Raw genomic sequence first — 8,404 nt, forward strand, 5'->3', positions numbered from 1 at the left:
GTCTCCACCCGGTCCTGGGGCGCCGGAACGAACCGTGTCCGGACCGCACGGATCCGTACCGAGGTGAGGAGGAAAGCGATGCCGCACACGACGGAGTGGAGGGTTCGACTCGATCTCTTCGAGGACGACGACGGGACCACGAAGGCGCACGTGGTACTGGACACCGGTACCACGGAGCTCACCGGTCAGGGGACCGCGCACTGTCATCCGGCGGACGCGAACGTGCCGGAGATCGGCGACGAACTGGCGGCCGGGCGGGCCCTGCGGAACATCGCCCAGCGGCTGCTGAACACCGCCGCGCGCGACATCGAGGGCATGGAGGCGCCGCGGCCCGGCCCCCGACAGGTCACCGGATGGCCCACGTGAACGACGGCCGACACGACGAGGCAGGAGAATCAGTCATGACACATCCCGTACGACACGGCAGGGGTGGGCTCTCGGTGACCCTGCGCGAGCTGGACGATCTCCGTACCCGGATGGACCAGCTCATGCACGCCGTCTTCCCCATCGGCGGGTATCCCGAACCCGGCACGGGCGAGCCGTGGGCACCGCTGGCCGACATCATGGACACCGAGGACGCCTACCTGGTGGAACTGGAGCTTCCAGGCGTGGACAAGGACCAGATCACTGTCGAGGTCGCCGAGGGCGAACTCGACATCCACGGTGAGATCAGGGAGAAGGAACACACCGAGGTGGTCCGAAGGCACACCCGCCGCACGGGACAGTTCGACTACCGCACGACCCTGCCGGCGAACTCCGACACCGAGCACGTCAGCGCTGACCTGACGAGCGGAGTCCTCACGGTGCGCGTCCCGAAGACCGAGACAGGGAAGGGACACCGCATCGAGATCACCGGCTGAGCCGGGGCGGCGCCGTCCGCCGGACCGCGTACCGGGTTCGGCGGGCGCGTGCCGTTCCCCTCCCCGGCGGGGCCACAGCCCCGGGTGTCTCCCGGCCGTCGGCGCCGGCCGTCCCCTCATGGAGCGGTGGGGGACCGCCGGGCGTCGTCGGTCCGGTACGCGAGGTGCTCGGCGACCGAGACCACGCCGTCGACGCTCCGGCACAGCCGCTCGATGACGGGGATCAGACTCCTGAACTCGACCGAGCCCCTGAGATCGACGCGTCCGTCGCGCACCTCGGCCGTCACCTCCGAGGGAGCCAGCCCCATCGTGCGTCGCAGCACGTCCTCGGTGATTTCGTCACGGATGGCGTCGTCACGGCGCAGGAAGACCCGCAGCAGGTCGCCACGGCTGACGATGCCCAGGAGCCGGTCCGTCTCGTCCACGACGGGCAGCCGCTTGACGTGCTGGGCCTCCATCAGGCGGGCGGCCTCCACCACACTCCACTCCGGACGTGCGCACACGGCGGGAGCCGACATCAGTTCCTCGGCGCGGGAACCCTCGGCCTTGGCCCGTTCCCATGCCTCCAGGTGCGGAACGGGGACCCTGCCAGACGGGTCGGCCTGGTCAGAGCTCTTGCGCAGCAGGTCCGCCTGGGACACCACGCCCATGGGGCGGCCCAGGTCGTCCACCACGGGCATGGCGGTGACGTCGTTCTCCGCCAGCAGCCTGACGATCTCCTTGAACGGCAGATCACGCTGTGCCTTGACGACATCCCGGGTCATGAGTTCCGCGACCGTTCGGTGCTGCATGTCGACTCTCCCGTCCGGATGGTGGCCGTCCGGCATCCGGTCGGCCTGGCCCGGCCCGCTCCCGCGGATGCGGGCCGGTCGTGCCGTGCGGCGGTGCGCCGCGCGTGGCACGTTGGATACAGGACCATTCTGAGGAGGGGGCGGCGATCATGCGAGCTCACCTCGGCGACCAACTCGTTGTCGAAAGCCGGGCGACCGGCGTCACCAGGCGCGACGGCGAGATCGTCGGACTCCACCACGAGGACGGAACACCCCCCTACGACGTGCGCTGGTCGGACACGGACGACGTGACGCTCGTGTTCCCGGGACCCGACGCACACATCCGGCACCTGGAGCACGGGCAGCCCGGGACCTCCCGAGGGTCTTCCCAGCCCGACACGGGTGAGGTGCCGGCCTTGTCCGAGGCCGCTCGGCCGCCCGGGACGTCCAACCCCGGCGACATCGGCCGACGCGTGGCCGTCGAACGCCACCGGCACGGGCTCAGCCGGGAGGAGACGGCCCGCCGGGCCCGTATCTCGCCGGAGTACCTGGCGTACCTGGAGGAACAGCCGGCCGAACCGACGGTGGCGACCCTTCTCAACCTGGCCGCCGCGCTGGACACCACGGTCGCGGCCCTGCGCGGGGCGGGAGCCGACCTGCCACCCGGTCAGGGCCACGCACTGCTGCATCCACGGCTGCGGGACCTCGGCCCGGAGGAATGCCGCCACCTGCTGTCCACCCACGGAGTGGGACGCCTCGCCGTGTCGGCGTCCGACGGCCGTCCCGCGGTCGTCCCGGTCAACTACGAGGTCGTGGAGGACGCGATCGTCTTCCGGACCGCGCCCGACTCCGTTCCCGCGGCGGCTGTCGGAACGGAGGTCGCCTTCGAGGTCGACCATGTGGACGAGGCCCTGAGCCGGGGCTGGAGTGTGCTCGCGGTCGGCCCCGCGAGCGTCGTCACGGAGCCCGACACCGTGCGTGGGCTCGTCCGGCGTGCGCACACCGAACCATGGGCGGGCGGTACCCGCGACATGTGGGTGTCGATCCGGCCCACACGCCTCACGGGCCGGCGCATCACCCCGGCCGATCGGTAGAGAAGCGCTCGTCGGTCGCGAACGACACCTCACGAGCGAGGGGCGTGGAGCCGTTCGCGATGTCACTCGTCAGGGCGCCGAAGACGCCGCTTCTGGCAACCACGATCGCCTTCCCTTCAGCAGGCCTCCGAAGCGGGAGCGGGCTCATACCGGGCCGATGCGACGGCCGCGGCGGCGATGCGAGGAATGGGGCCCCGCCCCTTCTCCGGCCGTATGACTCCACGATCGTGGCAGATCGGCGCAGGGCAACCCGGGCCGAGGCCTCCGTCCGCAAGCCGGTCCATGTGTCGCGACGGAACCCGTGCGGTGCGACGGTATTGACAGGGACTTCAAGGCAGTGGCCGGGCGGGAAGGTGGTGGTGACCGTGGAGTTGCCCCTGGTGGTGGGTGTCGACGGATCGGATTCCAGCCTGGAGGCGGTGGACTGGGCGGTGGACGAGGCGGCGCGCCTCGGGCTGCCCCTGCGGCTCGTCCACGCCTCGTTGTGGGAGCGGTACGAGGGGGGTCTCCCGTCCTTCGGGACCGGCCGTCCGGCCGAGGAGGTCATGGCGGAGCACATCGCCGCGTCCGGCACCGAACGCGCCCGGCTGCGCGATCCGGAGGTGAAGGTGTCGGGCGACGTACTGCCCGACGACGCCGTCTCCGCGCTCCTGCACGCGGCGCATGAATCCTCCGCCCTGGTCACGGGTTCCCGCGGCCGTGGCGGGATCGCGGGGATGCTGCTGGGATCGGTGAGCCTCACGGTGGCCGCCCGTGCCGTGTGCCCGGTGATCGTGGTCCGTGGCGGGGAGCGGAACCGGCAGGGCTCCTTCGGCCGGGTGGTGGTCGGCCTCGGCGACTCCACGGAGGGCTCGGCCGCCGTGCGGTTCGCCTTCCGCGAGGCACAGGCGCGCGGCTGCGCCCTGCATGCCGTACGCACCTGGCGCCGCCCCGACCACGAACACGTGGACCATCCCCTGATCGCGGACGATGCCGCCGGTGCCTACGAGGAGCGCGCCTCCACCCTCCTCACCGACGTGCTGCGCGACGCCGTACGCCATCACCCGCAGGTCGACGTGCGCCGGCAGGCGGTCGAAGGCCCTCCTCACAAGGTTCTTCTGGACGCTTCCTCCGAAGCCGACCTGGTGGTCGTGGGGGCGCGTAGGCGCCACGGCCACGTCGGTCTGCAACTCGGCAGGGTGGCACACGCCCTGCTGCATCATGCCGGGTGCCCGGTGGCCGTCGTCCCCCAACGGGTCTGATCCGGACGTGCGTCCCGTGCTCCTGCACATCAGGTGAGGGAGAAGGAGAGGGCGGCGTATGTCGGAGTGGACCTGGGAGTACCAGGGGTACGACCCGGCCGGCGAGCGGCTGCGGGAGTCACTGTGCACGCTCGGCAACGGCTGCCTCGCCACACGTGGCGCCGTGCCCGAGAGCAGGGCGGGACTGGTGCACTACCCGGCCACCTACGCGGCCGGAGTCTACAACCGCCTGGAGTCGGCCGTGGCGGGGCGGCGGGTGGTGAACGAAGACCTGGTGAACCTCCCGAACTGGCTGTTCCTCCGGTTCCGTCCGCGCTTCGCCGACGGATCGACGGGTCCGTGGTTCTCTCCCGACACGTGCGGGCCGCTCGACCACCGGCACAGTCTGGACCTGCGCCGGGGCGCCCACGGCGTCGGAGCCCCGTTCGTCCCGCCGCCGTGCCGTGCACCGGCTGGTGATTCCCGTCGCTCCGGGCCGGCCCGCCGTCGTGGACAAGACGGTGGCCCTGCACACCTCCCGGGACCGGGCGATCAGCGACCCGCTCGGCGCGGCGCTCGACCGGGTGGCCACGGCCTTCCCGGTACTCGTGGACTCCCATACCGCCGCCTGGGCGCGCCTGTGGCGGGGCGCGGACATCCAGGTGCCCGGGGAGGCGGGCCGTGTCCTGCGCCTGCACCTGTTCCACGTGCTGCAGACGCTGTCGCCGCACACCGCGGACCTGGACGTGGGGGTCCCGGCCCGCGGGCTGCACGGCGAGGCGTACCGGGGTCACGTCTTCTGGGACGAGCTGTTCGTGCTGCCGTACCTGAACCTGCACGTCCCGGAGGTCTCGCGGGCCCTGCTCGACTACCGCCACCGGCGTCTGCCGCAGGCCCGCCGCGCGGCCCGCGCGGCGGGCCGGACCGGGGCGATGTACCCGTGGCAGTCCGGCAGCGACGGCCGTGAGGAGACCCAGGAGCTGCACCTCAACCCTCGTTCGGGCCGCTGGCTGCCCGACAACTCCCGGCTCCAGCACCACGTCGGCTCGGCGATCGCCTACAACGTGTGGCAGTACTGCGAAGCCACGGGCGACACCGAGTACCTGCACACCAAGGGCGCGGAGATGCTGCTGCAGATCGCCCGCTTCTGGGCGGACAGCGCGGAGCCCGCCCCCGGCACCGGCCGGTACCGCATCCGAGGCGTGGTCGGCCCCGACGAGTACCACGAGCGCTACCCCGACGCCGACCGGCCGGGCCTGGATGACAACGCGTACACCAATGTCACCGCCGCCTGGGTCCTCGGCCGGGCCCTGGAACTGGTGCGGCGCCTCCCGGCATGGCGCCGGCAGGAGCTGTTCGAACGCATCGTCTCCAGTCCCGTCAGGCCGCGTTGCACCAGGTCCAGGGTTCCGGCCATGGCGCCGAGGTGGATGCCTTCGCCGGTCGTGCCGCCCTGGATGTCGGCGATGTCCGCCTCCAGGGCCTCGTGGACGTAACTCCACGCCTCGGCCCGTCTGGCCCGGGCGAGGACGAGGCCGTGGACGAGTCCGCTGAGGGTGGAACCGTGGCTGGTGCGCCGCAGGTAGTAGTCGACGGTCCTGTTCCAGACCTCGTCGTCCACGTCGTACCCGAGACGGTCGAACAGGCTGCGCAGCTCGGCGGCCGAGAAGAGGTGTCCGAGCATCGGGACATCGGCCTGTTTGGAGGCCTGGTAGCGGTTCACGGAGTCGCCCTCGGCCTCGAGGATGCGGTCCAGCCGCCGGATGCCGGGATACCGGGTGCGGTAGGCGTCCCAGTCCAGCTCGGTGAGATCGCCGTAGCCCTCGAACTGGCTGATGACGCCCTGGTGGAACGGTACCCGCAGCCGCCGCGAGACCTCCTCCCACGTCGGGAGTTCGCCGCCGTCCAGCCCGCGTGAGGACGCCCTCTTCCTGGACCAGGTGCCCCTCCCCGCCCTGTCGGAATACGGGTTCTCCCTGCGCTACCGCGGCCACTGGGGCATCGGCATACGGCGCCGGAGCGGACAGCTGGAGATCAAGGTGCCCGACTCGGAGGAGTCACCCATTCGCGTGGTGCTGGCCGACCGGGCCGTGAGTATCGCACCGGGGGAGACCTGCACGCTCGTGCTCCCGGAGGACTGATCCGCGCGGACGGACGAGCCGACCCCGGCGTCTGCGGCACGATCCACCGATGGACCCTCGCGCGCGCCGCCAACCTCGAATTCGTCCGGGGGCTCGGGGCTCACGAGGCAGTGGACCACAGGAGCGTCCGGCCTGCGCAACTGGGACGTTTCGACGTGGTCCTGGACACAGTGGGGACCGATCTGCGGGCCATCCGACGCCTACTGGATCCCGGCGGGCGTATGGTCACCATCGCTTCGACCTGAACCGGCCCGTGGCGTCGCTCGATTATATCGCGGCCAGCGCGATCCATGGGCGTGGACGGGTGCGCTTCTTCAGCGGCAATCCCGTGCAGAAACACTTGGACGACCTCGCCCGCCATGTGGTCGAGGGGAAACTGCGCCCGGTGGTGCACACCGTCTTCCCGCTGGAGGAGACAGCGACAGCGCACCAGGAACTGGAGGCGGGCGGCGTACAGGGCAAGTACGTGGTCAGGGTCGTGTAGAACCTCGAACCACGCAGCGGCCGCCGGTCCCGGTCCCGGACGGCTCCTGCCCCAGGCCGTTCCGTCCGGAGAAGAGTGGCGGGACCGTCTTGCCGGTGCGGACCGGTGAACGCTGTCTCCCCGCCCGGGGTCCCGCCGCCGCGGCCTTCGGATCCCGGCCCTCGTACGGCGTCCGGTCCTGTCCGTGCCCCGACTGTGCCGCGCGGCTGCGCGTGCTGAGCGGCGGACGAGGGTGGCGCATCCCCCGTGAGAGCTACAGGAGCTGTCCATACGCGGGTCATTCGCGGACGGCGGCGGATTCCTAGCGTGGTCGTCAGGTCGCCACGGGTGCGACCACTGAAGGGAAGGCCACCATGGGCACGACGTCCGCCACACCGCACGACACAGGATCCGGCCCGGACGGGGACCGCGACGGACACGGAGGCCGTTGGGGCCGGATCACGCGCTCTCCGCTCGGCTGGATGCTGACGGGGATGGTCGGAGTCGGCCTCGTCTCGGCCGTGACGGCGACCGGTCCGGGACCGGTGCCGGTGCTGGGCGCGGCCGCCGCGGTGGCCGTGTACTGGCTGGTCATGCACCGTGTCGCACGACGCTCCACGACGGAGATCGCCCGGCTCGGGGCCGGACGGGAGGTGCTGCTGGGAGGCGGGATCGGCCTGGGCTTCATCCTCGTCTCCGCTCTCCTGATCACGGCGTTCGGAGGCTATTCGTTCTCCTGGGCGGGGGACGGCTTCATGTCGGTCGTCTGGACCGCGGTCGCGGTCCAGATCGGCGCTGCGGTCACCGAGGAGTTGCTGTTCCGCGGTCTTGCCCTGCAGGCTCTGGAGAAGCTTTGGGGCAGCCGGGGACTCTGGTGCGCAATTCCTGACGCGGAGTCCGGTGGCTGCGGCATGATCGGCCCTGCGGCCGGTTTCCCCGTTCCTCGGCCGCAGGGGTGAGAGATGTCGATGCAGCCCAAGGCCCTGCCACCGGTACCGGAGCAGACCGCGAAGATCGCCCGCAAGGCTTTCCCCAAAGGGAGCCTGCCGATACGGGTCCGCGACCGGCTGGCCGAGGTGTTCGCCGACGAGCCGTTCGCCGAGGCGTTCGGTACGCGCGGCGCCCCTGGGCTGTCGCCGGGTGTGCTGTCGCTGGTGACGGTGCTGCAGTTCGCTGAGAACTTGACCGACCGGCAGGCCGCGGCCATGACGGTGCGGGCCATCGACTGGAAGTACGCCCTCGGGATGGAGCTCGCCGACACCGGCTTCGATCACACCGTGCTGCCCCGCTTCCGCGCCCGCCTTGCCGAACACGGCCTGGAACGAGTGGTGTTCGACCGGCTGCTGGAGTACTGCAAGGATGCCGGCCTGGTGGCCGCCGGCGGCAGGCAGCGCACCGACGCCACCCACGTCATCGGCGCGGTGCGGGACCTGAACCGCACGGAGCTGGCCGGGGAGAGCGTCCGCGCGGCCCTGGAAGCACTCGCGGTCGCGGCACCGTCCTGGTTGTCGGACACGATCGACGTGGCGGAGTTCGCCCACCGCTACGGCGAGCGGATCAACGGCTGGACGATGCCGTCGTCCCAGACCAAGCGCGAGAAGCTGGCCCACGTCTTCGGCCAGGACGCCCTGACGCTGTGCCGGGCGGCCTACGCGCCTGCCGCCCCGCCCTGGATCCGCGACATCGAGGCCGTGCAGACCCTGCGGCAGGTGCTGGTGCAGACCTACTACCTGCACACCGATGCGCGCGGGCGGGAGGTGGTCAGGAAGCGGGAGGCCGAGACAGACGGCGTCCCGCCCGGCAGTATCCGCCTGGCCTCCCCCTACGACACCGACGCGCGCTGGGCCGCCAAGGGC

At 71.4% G+C, this 8,404-nt stretch carries 9 protein-coding genes and 3 pseudogenes; 10 read left to right on the forward strand and 2 right to left on the reverse strand.

Going from position 1 to position 8,404, the window contains the following annotated elements; genetic code table 11:
• Positions 1-78: 78 nt before the first annotated feature.
• Both B9S61_RS28450 and B9S61_RS28455 read left to right on the forward strand, forming a co-directional pair.
• The gene (locus B9S61_RS28450; protein ID WP_103544798.1) at positions 79-366 is read left to right on the forward strand and encodes a DUF1876 domain-containing protein; all 288 of its coding nucleotides are present in this window, start codon (positions 79-81) and stop codon (positions 364-366) included.
• Between the two features lie 35 nt (positions 367-401).
• The gene (locus tag B9S61_RS28455; protein ID WP_103544799.1) at positions 402-860 is read left to right on the forward strand and encodes an Hsp20/alpha crystallin family protein; all 459 of its coding nucleotides are present in this window, start codon (positions 402-404) and stop codon (positions 858-860) included.
• Positions 861-976: 116 nt separating this feature from the next.
• On the opposite strand, the gene B9S61_RS28460 is transcribed toward B9S61_RS28455, so the two are convergent.
• Entirely contained in the window at positions 977-1,651 is a 675-nt protein-coding gene (locus tag B9S61_RS28460) for a CBS domain-containing protein (RefSeq protein WP_103544807.1), read from the reverse strand.
• A 149-nt stretch (positions 1,652-1,800) separates the two neighbouring features.
• Here B9S61_RS28460 and B9S61_RS28465 point away from each other — a divergent pair, with 149 nt between their 5' ends.
• The 4 genes and pseudogenes from B9S61_RS28465 to B9S61_RS43585 all read left to right on the forward strand — a co-directional run.
• Positions 1,801-2,724, forward strand: coding sequence for a DUF1918 domain-containing protein (locus tag B9S61_RS28465; protein WP_103544800.1), 924 nt, complete (start codon positions 1,801-1,803; stop codon positions 2,722-2,724).
• 365 nt (positions 2,725-3,089) lie between these two features.
• On the forward strand, positions 3,090-3,965 hold the full coding sequence (locus B9S61_RS28470) for a universal stress protein (protein ID WP_103544808.1): 876 nt from the start codon (positions 3,090-3,092) through the stop codon (positions 3,963-3,965).
• A gap of 58 nt (positions 3,966-4,023) precedes the next feature.
• Positions 4,024-4,308: pseudogene (locus B9S61_RS43580) on the forward strand (glycoside hydrolase family 65 protein); the annotation flags it as partial.
• Positions 4,309-4,690: 382 nt separating this feature from the next.
• Positions 4,691-5,224 (forward strand): annotated as a pseudogene (locus tag B9S61_RS43585) (glycoside hydrolase family 65 protein); the annotation flags it as partial.
• Here B9S61_RS43585 and B9S61_RS28480 read toward each other — a convergent pair.
• Positions 5,176-5,853: a hypothetical protein gene (locus B9S61_RS28480; protein ID WP_374936253.1), complete on the reverse strand. Its 678-nt coding sequence runs from the start codon at positions 5,851-5,853 to the stop codon at positions 5,176-5,178. The pseudogene B9S61_RS43585 and the gene B9S61_RS28480 overlap by 49 nt on opposite strands.
• 31 nt (positions 5,854-5,884) lie before the next feature.
• On the opposite strand from B9S61_RS28480, the gene B9S61_RS28485 reads away from it, so the two are divergent.
• From B9S61_RS28485 to B9S61_RS28500, 4 genes and pseudogenes are all read left to right on the forward strand, one after another.
• Positions 5,885-6,085: a glycosyl hydrolase family 65 protein gene (locus B9S61_RS28485; RefSeq protein WP_374936252.1), complete on the forward strand. Its 201-nt coding sequence runs from the start codon at positions 5,885-5,887 to the stop codon at positions 6,083-6,085.
• 56 nt (positions 6,086-6,141) lie between these two features.
• Positions 6,142-6,569: pseudogene (locus B9S61_RS28490) on the forward strand (zinc-binding dehydrogenase); the annotation flags it as partial.
• 353 nt (positions 6,570-6,922) lie between these two features.
• Positions 6,923-7,507 carry a type II CAAX prenyl endopeptidase Rce1 family protein gene (locus B9S61_RS28495; RefSeq protein ID WP_258039900.1) on the forward strand — a complete coding sequence of 195 codons (585 nt, stop codon included), beginning with the start codon at positions 6,923-6,925 and terminating at the stop codon, positions 7,505-7,507.
• Between the two features lie 3 nt (positions 7,508-7,510).
• Positions 7,511-8,404 (forward strand): transposase (locus tag B9S61_RS28500; RefSeq protein WP_146064868.1); only part of this gene is annotated, 894 nt, incomplete at its 3' end.

The organism is Streptomyces sp. SM1 (assembly GCF_002910825.1).
GTDB classification, from domain to species: Bacteria; Actinomycetota; Actinomycetes; order Streptomycetales; family Streptomycetaceae; genus Streptomyces; species Streptomyces okerensis.